This window comes from Algihabitans sp. (assembly GCF_965226985.1).
Lineage (GTDB): Bacteria > Pseudomonadota > Alphaproteobacteria > Kiloniellales > DSM-21159 > Algihabitans.
Map to the genome: position 1 here is coordinate 4,033,647 of NZ_OZ245712.1, position 13,096 is coordinate 4,046,742.

Below are 13,096 nucleotides of genomic sequence, written 5' to 3' on the forward strand. Positions count from 1 at the left end.
TCTGTTTTGGGGATGGAAGGAAACCCCATGGACATTGCGCGCGCCGAGGCGCTGATGGCCGAGGGCTGGCCGGCTGCCGAGACGCGCACCGTCGATGGCTGGGTCTGTCAGTTCGACGCGGGTGTGACACGGCGGGCCAACTCCGTGCTGCCTTCGGCTTGGCTGGGAGCTGATCCCGACAGGACGTTGGCGGAGGTCGAGGGTCTTTATCGTGATCGGCGTCTGCCGCCGATCTTCAAGGTCAGTCCAGCCGCTCTGCCGATGGACCTCGATGCGCGTCTGGCACAGCGGGGGTATCGCGAGGAGGGTCGAGCCCTGGTTCTTGGCCGCTCGCTGACCGGTGCGGCGACGGAGCCGCAGCTGCCCGTGTGGCTGGGTCGGGAGGCCACGCCTGCTTGGTCCAGCATCTGCCACGGCGACGGACCGGAGCGCACTGTTCGAGAGGCGATCGTCCGGCGGATCCGCAGACCCTGTGTCTTCGCAGTAGCGGAGGTCGACCGTGCAGCGGCTGCGGCTGGCCTCGGTGTCGTTCTCGAGGAGCTGTTCTTGGTGACGGCCCTAGTCACACTGCCGGCACATCGCCGACAGGGGGCCGCCCGCGCGGTCCTTGCGGCCTTGGTCGGCCGGGCTGCCGAAAGCGGTTGCCGGGACCTGATTCTGCAGGTGGAGGCGGACAACCCGCCGGCACGCCGGCTCTATGCGGGCCTGGGCTGGTCCGAACTTTATAGTTACGCCTACCGCGTCTCGCCTAGTTGATCCGGCGGTATCCCGTTACGAGCGTTCGCGAGGGGATGCACTGCAACGGTTGGTTCGCGCGGTCCGCCGTGTTTTTATGATTGCGACGGCATCAGACCGTCCGGCGCTGCGTTCTGCGGTGCCCGCTCTCGGAGGCGAATCAAGGAGACGAGTATGTCCGGACGTTTGGCATTGGTCACCGGCGGAACCCGCGGTATCGGGCGCGCGATCTGCGAGGCGCTCAAGGGGGCCGGCTACCGCGTGGTTGCGAACTATGGTGGGAACGACGAAGCGGCGAAAAAGTTTTCCGACGAAACCGGAATTCCGGTCTCCAAGTTCGACGTGTCCGACTTCGAGGCGGTCAAGGCGGCGGTGGACGGGCTCGTCGCCGAGCACGGAGCGATCGAGGTGGTCGTCAACAATGCCGGTATCACCCGAGACGGCACCCTGCACAAGATGTCCGCGGATCAGTGGCAGGCGGTGATCGACACCAACCTGACATCCTGCTTCAACCTCTCTCGCTGCGTGATCGATTCCATGCGCGCTCAGGGATTTGGGCGGATCGTCAATATCGGATCGATCAACGGCCAGGCCGGGCAGTACGGCCAGGTCAACTACGCCGCCGCGAAGTCCGGCATTCACGGCTTCACCAAGGCTCTGGCGCAGGAAGGCGCGGCCAAGGGGGTCACGGTCAACGCCATCGCCCCCGGGTATGTCGAGACCGACATGGTGCGTGCCGTCCCGGCGAACGTGCTGGAGAAGATCGTCGCCAAGATTCCCGTCGGACGGCTGGGTCAGCCCGAGGACATCGCGCGAGGCGTCCTCTTCCTGGTCGGCGACGATGCCGGCTTCATCACTGGCGCCACGCTGTCGATCAACGGCGGTCAACACATGTACTGACCTCGAAGTCGTGCCTGCTCTCTCCCTGAATCTTAGGGGGAAGCAGGCGCGTGTCAGGGAACGGGTGGGACGCTCGCGCTGACCGCAGCAGGCCGCCTGCGCGGTCGGGCGACAACGAGCCCGACGAGGAGCAGGAGACCGCCTGCCAGTTGCCCGAGCAGCAGCGCTTCGCCGAAGACGGCCCAGGCTGCAGCCGCGGCCACCAGCGGCTGCAGCAGCAATACCAACGCCGAGTAGGCGACCGGTAGCTGTTTGAGCCCATGCGCCACCAGCCCCTGGCCGAGCGCGTGAGCGATCAGGCCCAGGGCGGCCACGGCGGCCCAGCCCTCTAGACTGCCGGGCAGGAGCGGCTGCTTGAGAACCACGGCGACCGCCAGTAGCGCTACAGCGGCGGCGGCGGATGACCAGAACATCAGTGCTGCCGCAGTGAAGACCGCCCTCAGCCGTTTCAGGGTCAGCAGGTAAGCCGCGTAGAACCCGGCCGCGGCGACGGCCTGCAGGTCGCCGGTCATCCCGGTCTCCGCACTGCGCGCCGCGGCGAGGCTGAGCCAAAGGGCGCCGCCGACCGCCAGCAGTAGTCCACCGAGATAGCGCAGGCTCGGACGTTCTCCGAAAAGCACCCAGGCGCCGAGACCGACCAAGATCGGTGCCAGGTTGACCAGCAGAGTCGCATTGGCCACGGAGGTATTGGCGAGGGCGGCGTGAAAGAATCCGAGATCGCCAGCGAAGAACAGGCCGGCGGCGACCAGCAGCAGAAGGTCGAGCGGTTTCGCCGGTCGGCGCTCGACGGGGGCGGGCAGCAGAGCCAGCAGCAAACCTAGGGCGAGACTTGCGAAGGCCATCCGATGGAAGGCGGTTGGAATGGCTCCCAGCTCACTCAGGCGCGCGAAGATGGGGGCGAAGCCGGTCATGGCGGCGCCGAAGGCGACAATGGCCAGAGCGGCCGTCCCAGCGGAGACCTGTGGGCGATCGAAGGAGAAAATGAGTCTGAAGCTCATGGCGGAAGTCCTCGGTGCAACCATGGCGACAGGCTAGAGAGCACTACATCATAACAGAAACGAATTGTTTTGATCATCCTCATCACATATGTTGATGGTCATGACCCGTCCGCTCGATCTCGATCTGCTCCGCGCCTTCGTGGCGATCGCGGAAACCGGCAGTTTTACGCGGGCCGCGCAGGAACTGGGGCGGACCCAGTCGGCCGTTTCCATGCAGATCAAGCGTTTGGAAGAACAGCTCGACAGGCGGCTGCTCGACCGTTCGGGCCGAAATGTTACTGAGACGGCCGATGGCCGGCGGCTGCTCGGCTATGCCAAGCGGCTCCTGCAGCTCAACGACGAGGCTGTGGCGCAGCTCTTGCGGCCCGAGGTCGATGGAGTCGTCAGGCTGGGTACGCCCGACGACTATGCGACCTGTTTCCTGCCGGGGATCCTGGCAAGTTTCGCTCAGGCGGCTCCCCGCGTTCGGGTCGAGGTGGCCTGCGACGAGTCGATCGACCTGATCGGCGAGCTCGAGGCGGGACGTCTCGACCTGGCGCTGGTGACACGCACGTCGGCCATGCGCGGGGGCGAGGCCTTACGACGTGAAAGATTGGTCTGGTGCGCAAGCCCCGGCAGTTTGGCTTTGGAGGCCGATCCGCTGCCACTGGCCCTTTTTCCTGACGGCTGCCTTTTCCGCCAATTGGTGGCTCAAGCCTTCGATGCTCAGGGACGGAACTGGCGGGTCGCCTACTCCAGTCCGAGTTTGACGGCGCTGGCTGCCGCCGTTTCCGCCGGGCTGGCCGTAACTATCCTGGCGGAGTCGACCGTGCCGCCCGGGCTTCATGTTCTCGGCGCAGACAGCGGATTGCCGCAGTTGTCAGGGGTTGAGATCGCCCTTTTCCGCAGGCCGGATGCCCTCAGCCCGGCGGCGCAGCTGTTCGCTCAGCATGTGCGCGAAACGCTTGGTCGTGCCCAACCTGCTCTGGCGGCGGCATGATGCCCGCTCAAGCTCAGCGATCTAGGTGGATCTCCATATCCTGGTGGGGGATTCCCGCGTCCGGGTAGACAGGTCCGGTCTCACGAAAGCCGAGCTTTCTGTAAAAGTCCAAGGCGTGGGTCTGGGCGCCGAGGCGGACGACTGAAATCTCCTCGTCCCGAGAAATCACCTCGACGGCGAAGGTGATGATCGCAGCGCCGACGCCCCTGCCACGCCAGTGGCGGGAAACGCAGACGCGCTGGATCTTCGCGACCGGATGACGATAGGTGAGCCTCGCCGCTCCTGCGGTATCGCCGTCGCACTTGGCCAGGATATGCGTCGCGACGTCGTCGAGGCCGTCCAGCTCGTCGGCTTCCGAGACGCCTTGCTCTTCTATGAAGACCGCACGCCGCAGCCGCAGACACGCGGCCTTGTCCGTCTCGCTCTCGGCGATGAGGATTTCCATTCTGCACTCCGGCTCCTGCGATGTTGCGGAACAGGGCATAACCGGTCGGCGCCCTCCCGTGAAGGAGCCAGCCGGAAACCGGCGCCCGGCGTGAGGGGATTCCTCTGCCTGCGACGAAGACACGCATGGCTAGCGTTTGTCGGCTTCGCTCGGCTCCTTTGGCTCAGGAGCCTTGGGAGCCGAGCTTGCGGTATCGGCATGGGCATAAAGGTTTTTTAAAGCCCGATGACGATTCTGCGGCAGATCAATGATCTACCCAAGATAGATCGCTAGTGCTGTCGCGATTGCGATGCATAAGGAGGGAAAGATGCCGCAAGGCTTGGTTCACGGGCTGAAGAGTGCGCTCGCGCTTTCAGCTCTGGCACTCACCGCAGGGCTCGCCAGTCCGCTGGCTGCCGAGGAGTCCGGAAGCAACTTCCTCGGTCTCGATCTCGAAGGATCGCTCGGTGAAGGGCGCCACAGCCGCTACGTGCCGCCCCTGACCAATCCGATCTTCAACGAGACGCCTTACATCACGACCGAGGCGCGCGGCATCTACTTCTATCACGATATCCCCGACGACTTCGTCACCGAAGGCGGCAACGTCCATCTGGCGGCTCTCCAGCTGAGGCTCGCGATCACCGAGCGGTTGGGATTTATTGCAACCAAAGACGGCTACGCCGATCTCAACTTCGATGAAGTTCTGGAGGATGAAGAGGGCTTCGCGAACATCGCCTTCGGTTTTAAGTACGCCGTGATCTCCGATCCGGAGAACGAAGGCATCCTGACCGCCGGACTGCGCTATGAGATTCCCATCGCCGATTTGGAGACGGGTGGCATCGAGCTGCAGGGTAACGGAGATGGTTTCCTGAATCCCTTCATCACTGGCGCCCGCGCTTTCGGCGATCTCGGCTTGCAAGCTAGCCTTGGTGCGAACTTTGCGCTCGATCCGGACGAGGACAACTCGCTTCTCCATTACTCGCTACATGCGAACTACGAGTTGCTGCCCGGCTTCTTCCCGATTGTCGAGTTGAACGGCTTCACGGCCTTTAACAACGCGGACCGCCTGACTGGCGCCTTGGGCGAGTTGGACGGCGTCGACGTGCTGAACTTCGGCAGTGACGATCGGGGCACGACGGTTACCCTTGGCGGCGGCGCCCGTTACCGCCTGAACGATCACTTCCAGTTCGGCACCGGCGCAGAGATTCCGTTGACCGACCGGGACGATACCATCTTCGGATATCGCCTCTATTTCGATGTCGTCGCGTCGTTCTGAACGTCCTTGAAGAAGGGACGCTCCGACTGTCGCTGAGAGGGAGCGTGGCGTGAAGATGAAGCCGCTTCGTAGCGAGAGGTCGCTACGAAGCGGTCTTGCTTTTGGCCCTGTGTCGTCTCAGCGCGACTCCCTTGACCTTGTCTCATTCCATCAACCTGGAGCGGAGCTGAGGGTCGGGAAGGGCGCAGATGTCGGTCCGCCCGAAGAGGCTGTATCTGTTTCTCGCAATGCGGCGGTAGAGCCAGTCCTGCAGCGATCGTGGTAGCGCACGGAGCCCCTGGAGCGCCCAGCCGAGGCCGCCGAGACGCGCCCCGACGCGGATCACCGCATCCATCGAGCCATAGGCGCGACCTTCGGCGAGATAGAGCCAGCTTTCGGTGTCTCCGGGGTCGAGGCCGTAGTGATACAGGACGGCCTGTCCGATCTCCGTTCGGGTGGGACAGATCTTAAATTCCTGTCTTCTGTCCAGCCGAACGATGAGTCGGGCCGTCCGGCTGCACAGCGCGCAGTCGCCATCCATAAAGGCAATAGGTCCGCTGTCGTCGAAAGGCGGAATAGAAGCGTTATTCCTGTAGGAGTAGGCCGGCCTGTCGGTGAGGGGAAGCATCGTTCAGTTGCCCGGCGTCGCCTTTCGAAATCCCAGACCATTCTTATCGGGTACGGCTTTCCCGGCAACAGCTTGTCGAGCAAACTCTGGAGTCGCCTGTCGCCTGCGGACAGTCGGTGCGGACGGCCGCGCGATGCTTGACCGGAAGGGGAGGGCTGGCTACCACGAAGGCTGAGCGGCGGAGAAGCGCGGGCCATGACCCACAAAGCCACCAAGATCGTCATCATCACGGAAAAGCTGATTCAGGACGGTGTCGCCCGGATCATCCAGCAGGCTGGGGCGAGCGGCTACACCGTCGTCGCGGCCGGCGGAAAGGGCAGCCGCGGCGTGCGCTCGTCGGGCCGGCCTGCAGTGGTGGATGCCTTCGCCAACGTGAAGATCGAGGTCATCACCTCGAACCGCGAGATGGCCGACCGTATCGCCGACGAGGTGGCGGCGACCTACTTCGAGAACTACTCCGGTATCACCTACCTCGAGGAAGTCGAGGTGCTGCGCCCGCACAAGTTCTGATCGCAGTCGGGCCGGTTCTTCGGATGCTCGCGATCAGATGTCGAAGACGACCTGACCCAGGGCGATGAAGAGCGGGATACCGATGGCGATGGCCACGGGCGTGCCGATGCTGGTCGAGGCACCGATGTAGGACGAGGGGTTGGCCGAGGGGATACCAGCGCGCAGGGTCGGAGGGCCGGAGATATCCGAGCTGGAGCCGGCCAGCACGGCCAACAGGATCACACCGCCCGGGCTGAAGCCGGTCGCCAAGTGGGCGAGGTAGCCGAGCCCGAAAGCGATCAGCCCGTGCGCCAGCGGCGCCAGGGCGGCATAGACGCCATACCAGTGCGCGACCCGGCGCAGTTCGTTGAGGCGCGTGTAGGCCTCCATCCCCATGATCAGCATGAGGATCGACAGAAGCCCCCGGAAGAGCGGGTCGTAGAAGCTCTCGAAGACCTGATCCGGACGGGTCAACAATCCCAGCGCCAGCCCGAGCAGCAGGGCCGAGAGGGCCGAGCCCTGCAGGCTCTCCTTCACAATTGGCCAGATCTTCACCTTCACGTCGGAGCCGCCCTTGCGCTTCTTGAGGTAGAGGTCCGCCAGCACGATGGCCAGGACCAGGGCGGGGATGTCCATGAAGGGGTAGAGCGCCGGCACCCAGGCCTCGTAGACGATCCCGTCCGCCTCCAGAAGCACCATGGCGGCCGCCAGGGTCGAGGCGCTGACTGCGCCGAACAGCCCGGCGGTGGCGATACCATCCTCTGTCTTCACGCTGGGCAGGGCCGCCAGGGTGACCCGCCCTATCAGGACGATCACGCAGCCGAGCAGCGCCGCGAAGGCGGCTGGCAAGAGCATGTCGCCCAGATCGGCCTCGCGGATCGCCATGCCGCCGTCGATCCCGATCCGCATCAGCAGCATGAAGACCGCGAACTTGTAGATGGCGTCGGGGATCTCGAGCTTGCTGCCCAGCGCGGCAATGACCATGCCGCCGATCAGAAAGGCCAACGAAGGGGATTGGAACTGCGTGACGAAACGCGCCAGGAAATCCAGCAGCAGGTCCATTGCGTTTGCCCCCGATTCTCCGTTTACCAATACCGGGAGTGCGCTCCGCAACGACCGAACGCGGTCGTCAGGCGGTGCCCGGCCTGCCAGCTGCTCTTTGTAAGAAAGCTTTCTAGCCTAGGTGGCTTGGCACCTAAAGCCGAAGGGTGGCGGTGAGGGAGGGATTCGAACCCTCGAAGAGCTGTTAACCCTTACACGCGTTCCAGGCGTGCGCCTTCAACCACTCGGCCACCTCACCACGACAGGGCGTTGTAGGTAACGAAGCTGCGGCGCGGATGCAACGGCGAACTTGGGTCGGAGACCGGCAAGGGCGCCTGTCAAGCCGTGCCTTGCCCTGGCGGCGCGATTGGGCCAAGACTCTCGCCCATGCGGTTGATTTTCCATCTGCTCGGCTGGGTACTCGTCCTCTGCGGCTTGGTCGTCTTCGCCGGCGATCTTTGGGCCTACCTGACGCTGGACCGTTTCGCCTTGCGTCCCTTCGGCGAAGTCTGGGCGGCGATCGATCGGGATAGCCTTGCCGTCGTCCAGCCGGCCATCGAGCGCCATGTCTGGGCGCCGCTGTGGCAAGACGTGATTTTTCCGATTCTGCTTTGGCCGGCGGCGCCGGTTCTGTTCTGTCTCGGTGGCCTCCTGGCACTGGTGACCCGTCGCCGTCGAAAGGTCAAACAGCGCCTCTTCGAGCGGTGAGGTCAGGCCGCCCAGCTTTGGACCAGTAAGCCCACCGGTTCGCGGGCATCCTTGAGGATAGGCACGCCGTCGCCGGGCAGGAGGGTATCGAAGTCCAGCGTCTGTAGCCGCGCGACGGAGGCGCGAAGCTGCGCAGGGTCATCCAGTTTATCGTCCGGCAGCAGCCTGCAGGCGCCGGCCGGCCAGCCGACGATGGAGTCGCCGACGAAAAGCAGGCGGCGATCCGGCCAGAAGACGGCGATCTCGCCGGGTGACTTGCCGGCGGCGTCGACGACCTCCAAGGGCCCAAAGGTCGCGCCGATCAGCAGTGCACCGTCGACCGCAATGCCCTGGCTTTCGGCATGCAGCCGGTCGGCCGGGTTGATCAGCGTCTTGGCTCCCGTCGCCTGGCGCACGGCGTTGGCCGCCCGGCCGTGGTTGCGGTTGGTCAGCAGAATCAGGGCAACGCCCTTCGCCGCGATGGCTTCCAACTCCTCGTCGGTCGGTTCGACGGGGTCGATGACCAGGTTCCCGCCCAGCTCGTTGTCGGACAGCTCGAGCAGGTAGCCGTTGAAGTCGTAGCCGTGCGGGGGCGACAGCTTCGACCAGATATGAACGGCAGGTAGGATCTCGCGCATCGTCTTTCCTCCGGACGTTTTTCAGGAGGCCGTTCCTCGGCCGCCTCTTTTAGGCTTCTGCTCCTTCTAGGCTTCCGCTCCTTCGCCGACCTCCAGGCCGCCCAGCTTGGCAGCCAGGGCCGCTTCCAGATAGTCGTCGATATCCCCGTCCAGAACGGACTTGGAGTTGGTCTTTTCCACACCGGTCCGCAGATCCTTGACCATCTGGTAGGGGTGGAGAACGTAGGAGCGGATCTGGTGACCCCAGCCGATGTCCGTCTTCGCGTCCTCGGTCGCCTGCGCCTCGGCCTCGCGCTTTTTCAGCTCGTGTTCGTAGATCCGGGCCTTCAGCATGGCCATGGCGGTGGCCTTGTTCTTGTGCTGAGAGCGGTCGTTCTGGCACTGCACGACCAGCCCGGTCGGCAGATGGGTGATCCGAACGGCCGAGTCGGTGCGGTTCACGTGCTGACCGCCGGCGCCAGACGCACGATAGGTGTCGATGCGCAGATCCTTGTCCTCCATCTCGACTTCGATGGAATCGTCGATCACCGGATAGACCCAGGTGCTGGCGAAGGAGGTATGACGCCGCGACTGCGAATCGAAAGGCGAGATGCGGACGAGCCGATGTACGCCGGTTTCGGACTTCAGCCAGCCGTAGGCGTTGTGGCCTAGGATTCGAATCGTCGCCGACTTGAGGCCGGCTTCCTCGCCGCCGCTCTCCTCGATCCACTCGACCTTGTAGCCGTGCTGTTCGGCCCAGCGGACGTACATGCGCAGCAGCATTTCGGCCCAGTCCTGGGCCTCGGTCCCGCCGGCGCCGGCATTGACCTCCAGATAGGTGTCGTTGCTGTCGGCTTCCCCCGACAGCAGACTTTCGATCTCCGCCTTGTCGGCTTCGGCTTTCAGCTTCGCCAAGTCGGCTTCGGCCTCGGCGACGGACTCCTCGTCGCCTTCCGCCTCGCCCAGTTCGATGAGGGTCAGGGCGTCGTCGAGGCGCTGCTGCAGGGCGTCACTGCGTTCGATCTGACCGGCGAGCGCCGCGCGTTCGCGCATCAGGCTCTGCGCTTTCTCGGCATCGTTCCACAGGTCGGGGTTCTCGGCGAGGGCGTTCAGTTCCTCCAGCCGCTTGAGAGCACGATCCCAGTCAAAGATGCCTCCTCAGCAGTGTCATCGACTCGCGAATCGAGTCGACCACTGCTTGCGTCTCGGCGCGCATGTCCGGCGCGTCCTCCCTGTTGCGTTTTCTGTCGTCCCGTCTGGATATAGCGATGCCGGCCGATCTGCGGCAAGCCTCGGGCTATATCTGTCAGTCCTATTGCGGACTAAGTCTTGGAAGGAGAAGGATCGCCGATGGTGGATGTCAAGGAAGCCGGTCCAGAGGCTGTGGCTGATCTGGTGCCGCTCGTCCTCGAGATGGAGCGTTTCTATGGGTCCGACAGCGACCTTGATGCGACCCTTGCCGAAACCCGCTTGCGGGCGGCGCTGCCGCAGCCGCCGGACGGCATCCTGCTTGTCGCGCGAAGCTCGGAACCGCTCGGTTTTGCGATGCTGTACCGTATGTTCCCCGGCCGCGATCTGGAGCCCATGTGGTATCTCAAGGAGCTATTCGTGGCCGCGCGCGGTCGGGGTCAAGGCGTCGGCGAAGGTCTGATGGAGGCCGCGGCGGCGGCCGTGCTGCGGCGCGGCGGCCGGCGTCTGGAGTTCACGACGGGAAGCGACAACGCGGCGGCTCAGCGCTTCTATCGACGGCTGGAAATCCCGGTGGTCGGAAAGGTATTCTACCGTCTGGAAGACAAAGGGCTCGAGCGTCTCGCGGACTTGTCGCCCGTTTAGGGGCGCCCGTTCAGGACAGCATCGATCAATAGAGACCGGACCCGCTGGTACCTGGTGCCTGTGGGACCGGCTCACGCGGCGTTCCGCTTGCCGCACCGCCGGGCGCCTGTCCGGTCAGCACCTGGGCCGGGTCGTCGCGCTGGGGTTCCTCTCCCGGCTTGAAGGCCTCCCAGATCACATCGCTGTCGCCGGGCCCGGCCGGTCGTCCGGTCGCATGGGAGACACGCATCAGACGGATGCCCTCGGGAATGCGGAAGGGGGTGGCCGGCGCCTCGGCCAAGGCCTCCTCCATGAAGGCTTTCCAGATCGGCAAGGCCGCGCGGCTGCCCGCTTCCTTGTTTCCTAGCGTCCGAGGTTCGTCGAAGCCGACATAGACGCCGGCGACGAGATCAGGAGAAAAACCCACGAACCAGGCGTCGCGGTAGTCGTTGGTGGTGCCGGTCTTGCCGGCCAGGGGCTTGCCGATCTCGCGCGCGCGGACGCCGGTGCCGCGCTGGATGGCGCCCTCCAGCATCGATACCATCTGATAGGCGCTGCGCGGGTCCGCGACCTGTGCCCGATTGTCCGGTAGGGCAGGAGGTGCCTGGCCGGTCCAGATCTGCTGCTCGCAACCTGCGCAGTCTCTGTTGTCGTGCTTGTAGAGAGTCTGTCCGAAGCGGTCCTGGACCCGGTCTATCACCGTCGGTCGAATGCGCTTGCCGCCGTTGACCAGCATCGCGTAGGCGGAGGTCATGCGCAGGGCCGTCGTCTCGCCCGCACCGAGCGACATCGAGAGAACTTCCTCCAGATTGTCGACGATGCCGAGGCGCTCCGAGTAGTCGGCGATGACGGGCATGCCCACGGCATCCGCCAGCCGAACGGTCATGAGGTTGCGCGACTTCTCCATACCGATGCGCAGCGTCGTGGGACCGTAGAACTCCTGAGTGTAGTTGGCCGGCTTCCACTTCGGCAGACCGGGTCCCTGATCCATCGTGATCGGTGCGTCGAGCACGATGGACGACGGCGTGAAGCCATGGTCGAGCGCGGCCAGGTAGACGAAGGGCTTGAAGGACGAGCCCGGCTGCCGGCGCGCCTGGACGGCGCGGTTGAACTCGCTGATTTCCGCGGAGAACCCGCCGCTCATGGCCAGGACGTGGCCGGTGTGGGGATCAAGGGCGACGAAGCCGCCCTGAACCTCCGGAATCTGACGAAGTCCGAAGAGGGGCGGAACCGGAGCGTCTTCGCCCTCTTCGAGCGGCAGAGGCTCGATGAGGACCACGTCGCCCACCGCGACCACATCCGACGGGCTTCTCGGCTGAGGGCCGATCCGCTGGTCCGCACCGATGTTGCGCGCCCAGGTTAACTCGGCCATGGGCAGCGCGCCGGCGCTGCCATCGGCGAGGCCGACACGCGCCATCTCGGACTCGACGGCCAGAACCAATGCCAATTGCCAGGTTCCGGCCCCGGCGGGCTGGGCAATGGCTCCCAGGCGCTCGGCCCAGCCTTCGCTTTCGCCGTCGATCTGGGCAATCGGCCCCCGGTAGCCATGGCGGCGATCATAGGCCACCAAACCGTCGCGCAAGGCGCGGTCGGCGATCGCCTGCAAACTCGGATCGACGGTGGTCCGAACGGACAGCCCGCCCTCGTAAAGTCCGTCGTTGCCGAACACCTGGGCAAGTTCCCGCCGAACCTCTTCGGCGAAGTAGTCCGCCTCGGCTGTCTGGGTTTCCCGGCGCGGGCGGACGACCAGCGGTTCGGATCGCGCGGCCTCGGCCTCCTCGCGTCCGATGGCCCCGTCCTCCAGCATGCGTGCGATCACCCAGTTTCGCCGATTGATGGCTGCTTCGGTTCGCCGGGTCGGATGATAGTTGTTGGGAGCTTTCGGAAGGGCTGCCAGATAGGCGGCCTCAGCCGTCGTAAGCTCGTCAAGCGACTTGTCGAAGTAGTTGAGCGCCGCCGCCGCGACGCCGTAAGAGCCAGATCCGAGATAGATTTCGTTGAGATAGAGCTGAAGGATCTTCTCTTTCGAGAAGGTCTGCTCCAGGCGGAACGACAGGATCGCCTCGCGCACCTTCCGGTCGATCGAGACCTCATTGGTCAACAGGAAGTTCTTCGCCACCTGCTGGGTGATGGTCGAGGCGCCGACAGGCCGGCGATCGGTGCCGATCTGGCGCACATTCGTGATCACGGCGCGGACCAGGGCGACGAAATCGATCCCCTGGTGAGCGTAGAAGTTCTGGTCTTCCGCCGAGATGAAGGCAGCCTTCACCCGCTCGGGAATCGAGTCGAACGGCACGAAAACGCGTCTTTCGATGGCGAATTCGGCCAGCAAGCGACCGTCGTTGGCGTGAACCCGGGTGACCATCGGCGGCTCATAGTCGGCGAGCTGGTCGTGAGCCGGCAGACCCTTCGAGAAGTGATGGATGCCGAAAGCGAGCCCACCGGCCCCCAAGAGCAGGCCGACGAGCAGCAAGGACGCCGTAATTTTTAGAAATTTGCGCATCGTTTTCAGAGAATCCGCTTGTCTTGGC

Annotated in this window: 14 protein-coding genes and 1 tRNA gene; 7 read left to right on the top strand and 8 right to left on the bottom strand. The window is 64.5% G+C overall.

All coding sequences use genetic code 11. From position 1 onward, the window contains the following. Positions 1-27: 27 nt before the first annotated feature. Together ACO054_RS18465 and phbB are read left to right on the top strand one after the other, a co-directional pair. A complete protein-coding gene (locus tag ACO054_RS18465; protein WP_421708053.1) occupies positions 28-756 on the top strand; it encodes a GNAT family N-acetyltransferase in 729 nt (242 codons plus the stop codon). Between the two features lie 153 nt (positions 757-909). Beyond that, positions 910-1,635, top strand: coding sequence for an acetoacetyl-CoA reductase (phbB, locus tag ACO054_RS18470; RefSeq protein ID WP_421708054.1), 726 nt, complete (start codon positions 910-912; stop codon positions 1,633-1,635). A 53-nt stretch (positions 1,636-1,688) separates the two neighbouring features. On the opposite strand, the gene ACO054_RS18475 is transcribed toward phbB, so the two are convergent. Beyond that, positions 1,689-2,633, bottom strand: a complete 945-nt coding sequence (locus ACO054_RS18475) for a DMT family transporter (RefSeq protein ID WP_421708055.1) — start codon at positions 2,631-2,633, stop codon at positions 1,689-1,691. A gap of 100 nt (positions 2,634-2,733) precedes the next feature. On the opposite strand from ACO054_RS18475, the gene ACO054_RS18480 reads away from it, so the two are divergent. Further along, the gene (locus tag ACO054_RS18480; RefSeq protein WP_421708056.1) at positions 2,734-3,612 is read left to right on the top strand and encodes a LysR substrate-binding domain-containing protein; all 879 of its coding nucleotides are present in this window, start codon (positions 2,734-2,736) and stop codon (positions 3,610-3,612) included. 13 nt (positions 3,613-3,625) lie between these two features. Here ACO054_RS18480 and ACO054_RS18485 read toward each other — a convergent pair whose 3' ends face one another. After that, the gene (locus ACO054_RS18485; protein WP_421708057.1) at positions 3,626-4,057 is read right to left on the bottom strand and encodes a GNAT family N-acetyltransferase; all 432 of its coding nucleotides are present in this window, start codon (positions 4,055-4,057) and stop codon (positions 3,626-3,628) included. 307 nt (positions 4,058-4,364) lie between these two features. Here ACO054_RS18485 and ACO054_RS18490 point away from each other — a divergent pair, with 307 nt between their 5' ends. After that, positions 4,365-5,312 (top strand): transporter, encoded by a 948-nt coding sequence (locus tag ACO054_RS18490; RefSeq protein WP_421708058.1) that lies wholly within the window; start codon positions 4,365-4,367, stop codon positions 5,310-5,312. Between the two features lie 142 nt (positions 5,313-5,454). Here the strand turns inward: ACO054_RS18490 and ACO054_RS18495 are convergent, their stop codons facing one another. Continuing rightward, positions 5,455-5,919, bottom strand: a complete 465-nt coding sequence (locus ACO054_RS18495) for a thiol-disulfide oxidoreductase DCC family protein (RefSeq protein ID WP_421708059.1) — start codon at positions 5,917-5,919, stop codon at positions 5,455-5,457. 195 nt (positions 5,920-6,114) lie between these two features. Between ACO054_RS18495 and ACO054_RS18500 the strand changes: the two genes are divergently transcribed. Beyond that, positions 6,115-6,429 carry a P-II family nitrogen regulator gene (locus tag ACO054_RS18500; protein ID WP_421708060.1) on the top strand — a complete coding sequence of 105 codons (315 nt, stop codon included), beginning with the start codon at positions 6,115-6,117 and terminating at the stop codon, positions 6,427-6,429. Between the two features lie 33 nt (positions 6,430-6,462). Here ACO054_RS18500 and ACO054_RS18505 read toward each other — a convergent pair whose 3' ends face one another. After that, positions 6,463-7,470 carry a sodium-dependent bicarbonate transport family permease gene (locus ACO054_RS18505; protein ID WP_421708061.1) on the bottom strand — a complete coding sequence of 336 codons (1,008 nt, stop codon included), beginning with the start codon at positions 7,468-7,470 and terminating at the stop codon, positions 6,463-6,465. 147 nt (positions 7,471-7,617) lie between these two features. Beyond that, positions 7,618-7,708, bottom strand: a tRNA-Ser gene (locus ACO054_RS18510). Positions 7,709-7,836: 128 nt separating this feature from the next. On the opposite strand from ACO054_RS18510, the gene ACO054_RS18515 reads away from it, so the two are divergent. Then, positions 7,837-8,157, top strand: a complete 321-nt coding sequence (locus tag ACO054_RS18515; RefSeq protein ID WP_421708062.1) for a hypothetical protein — start codon at positions 7,837-7,839, stop codon at positions 8,155-8,157. A 2-nt stretch (positions 8,158-8,159) separates the two neighbouring features. Here the strand turns inward: ACO054_RS18515 and ACO054_RS18520 are convergent, their stop codons facing one another. Continuing rightward, on the bottom strand, positions 8,160-8,774 hold the full coding sequence (locus ACO054_RS18520) for an MBL fold metallo-hydrolase (protein ID WP_421708063.1): 615 nt from the start codon (positions 8,772-8,774) through the stop codon (positions 8,160-8,162). Positions 8,775-8,840: 66 nt separating this feature from the next. Next, positions 8,841-9,969, bottom strand: a protein-coding gene (gene prfB, locus ACO054_RS18525; RefSeq protein WP_421708064.1) for a peptide chain release factor 2 whose coding sequence is annotated in 2 segments (ribosomal slippage) — positions 8,841-9,899 and positions 9,901-9,969 — 1,128 coding nt in all. Because the reading frame shifts where the segments join, the coding sequence is not laid out codon by codon here. 134 nt (positions 9,970-10,103) lie between these two features. Here prfB and ACO054_RS18530 point away from each other — a divergent pair. Continuing rightward, positions 10,104-10,586, top strand: coding sequence for a GNAT family N-acetyltransferase (locus ACO054_RS18530; protein ID WP_421708065.1), 483 nt, complete (start codon positions 10,104-10,106; stop codon positions 10,584-10,586). 25 nt (positions 10,587-10,611) lie between these two features. On the opposite strand, the gene ACO054_RS18535 is transcribed toward ACO054_RS18530, so the two are convergent. After that, positions 10,612-13,068 (bottom strand): penicillin-binding protein 1A, encoded by a 2,457-nt coding sequence (locus ACO054_RS18535; RefSeq protein ID WP_421708066.1) that lies wholly within the window; start codon positions 13,066-13,068, stop codon positions 10,612-10,614. Between the last annotated feature and the right edge of the window lie 28 nt (positions 13,069-13,096).

Bases quoted from the DNA above. Each gene is read 5' to 3' on its own strand.
- ACO054_RS18535 (WP_421708066.1), bottom strand. From the start codon at position 13,068: ATGCGCAAATTTCTAAAAATTACGGCGTCCTTGCTGCTCGTCGGCCTG.
- ACO054_RS18475 (WP_421708055.1), bottom strand. From the start codon at position 2,633: ATGAGCTTCAGACTCATTTTCTCCTTCGATCGCCCACAGGTCTCCGCT.
- ACO054_RS18530 (WP_421708065.1), top strand. From the start codon at position 10,104: ATGGTGGATGTCAAGGAAGCCGGTCCAGAGGCTGTGGCTGATCTGGTG.
- ACO054_RS18515 (WP_421708062.1), top strand. From the start codon at position 7,837: ATGCGGTTGATTTTCCATCTGCTCGGCTGGGTACTCGTCCTCTGCGGC.
- phbB (WP_421708054.1), top strand. From the start codon at position 910: ATGTCCGGACGTTTGGCATTGGTCACCGGCGGAACCCGCGGTATCGGG.
- ACO054_RS18490 (WP_421708058.1), top strand. From the start codon at position 4,365: ATGCCGCAAGGCTTGGTTCACGGGCTGAAGAGTGCGCTCGCGCTTTCA.
- ACO054_RS18465 (WP_421708053.1), top strand. From the start codon at position 28: ATGGACATTGCGCGCGCCGAGGCGCTGATGGCCGAGGGCTGGCCGGCT.
- ACO054_RS18495 (WP_421708059.1), bottom strand. From the start codon at position 5,919: ATGCTTCCCCTCACCGACAGGCCGGCCTACTCCTACAGGAATAACGCT.
- ACO054_RS18505 (WP_421708061.1), bottom strand. From the start codon at position 7,470: ATGGACCTGCTGCTGGATTTCCTGGCGCGTTTCGTCACGCAGTTCCAA.
- ACO054_RS18500 (WP_421708060.1), top strand. From the start codon at position 6,115: ATGACCCACAAAGCCACCAAGATCGTCATCATCACGGAAAAGCTGATT.
- ACO054_RS18520 (WP_421708063.1), bottom strand. From the start codon at position 8,774: ATGCGCGAGATCCTACCTGCCGTTCATATCTGGTCGAAGCTGTCGCCC.
- ACO054_RS18485 (WP_421708057.1), bottom strand. From the start codon at position 4,057: ATGGAAATCCTCATCGCCGAGAGCGAGACGGACAAGGCCGCGTGTCTG.
- ACO054_RS18480 (WP_421708056.1), top strand. From the start codon at position 2,734: ATGACCCGTCCGCTCGATCTCGATCTGCTCCGCGCCTTCGTGGCGATC.